Here is a 1,242-nt window from a genome sequence, read left to right on the forward strand (position 1 = left end):
GCCCGCGAGCTGCGCCGCCTCGTCGAGCCCGCGCTCGATCTGGGCATAGCCGCCGAGGATCGGGCGCAACGCCAGCGCGAGGTAGTTCGACAGGTAGGCCGCGAAGATCACCCAGATGGTGCCGTAGAGCCCGGTTCCGATCAGCGGCAGCGGCCGCAGGAAGAACAGGATCATGGCGACGCCGATGATGATGCCGGGAAGCGCGTAGGCCAGTTCCGATGCGAGGCGCAGCACCCGCGCCACCCAGCCCTCGCGCCATGTCAGCACGTAGCCGAGCGCCACCGAGACCGGGATCAGCACCGCCACGGTGGCGAGGGTGAGCAAGAGCGAGGTGGCAAACGCCTCGCGGATGCCCTCGTGGTGGAAGAGCGCGTTGGCGAAGTTCTCGAAGGTGATGGTCTCGGCGTTCAGCGGCTGGCCGTAGCCGCGCACCAGCGCGGTGCCGACAAGGGCCGAGAGCGGCAGCAGCAGGCAGAGCACGAGGTAGAGCCATGCCAGCCCCTCGACCGGTCCTCGCAAGGCGCCGAGGCTGCGGCGGGGCAGGCGCCGCGCGCTGTCGACGCGCTGGTCGCCGCGACGGCCGAGCCACGCGGTGAGCGCCATGCCCAGCACCGTGAGCAGCGCCAGCAGCAGTGCCAGCAGCGCCATGTCGTTGAGCGCCGAGGGGCCGTAGGAATTGAGCCGGCGGTAGATCAGCGTGATGAGCGTCGAGACGCGGGCGGGGATCCCCAGCATCGCCTGGATGCCGAAATTGCCGATGGAGGACACGAAGGCCAGCGCGGCGCCGGCGAAGATGCCTCCGCGTGCCAGCGGCAGCACGATGTCGCGGGTGAGGGCAAAGCCGCGGGCGCCCTGCGCCTGCGCGGCCTCGACCAGCGAGGAGGGAACGCGTTGCAGGCTCGCACGCACCGAGAGGAACACCAGCGGCGCGTTGTAAAGCCCGAGAAGGAAGACGATGCCGCCCATGGAATAGAGCGGGTGGCGGGTGCCGGGTGGCAGGGCGAGCCCCAGCGGGCCGAGGATCGGGCTCGCCGGTGAAAAGGCCTGCACCCAGGCCAGCGCCGTGACCTGCGGCGGGATCATCAGCGGCAGCACGAAGCCGAAGACCCAGAGCGTGCGGGCGCGCATGTCGGTGAGCGTGACCAGCATTGCCGCCGCAGTGCCGGTGACCGTCGCGAGAAGTGTCGAGGCCACCGAGATCGAGATCGTGTTGACTGTCGCCTCGACCACGCGGCGGTTTCC

At 70.1% G+C, this 1,242-nt stretch carries 1 protein-coding gene; it reads right to left on the bottom strand.

The features are described from left to right. A partial coding sequence (locus HC022_RS26850; protein WP_167454410.1) for an iron ABC transporter permease occupies positions 1–1,242 on the bottom strand: 1,242 nt, incomplete at both ends.

The organism is Salipiger sp. HF18 (assembly GCF_011806505.1).
GTDB classification, from domain to species: Bacteria; Pseudomonadota; Alphaproteobacteria; order Rhodobacterales; family Rhodobacteraceae; genus Salipiger; species Salipiger thiooxidans.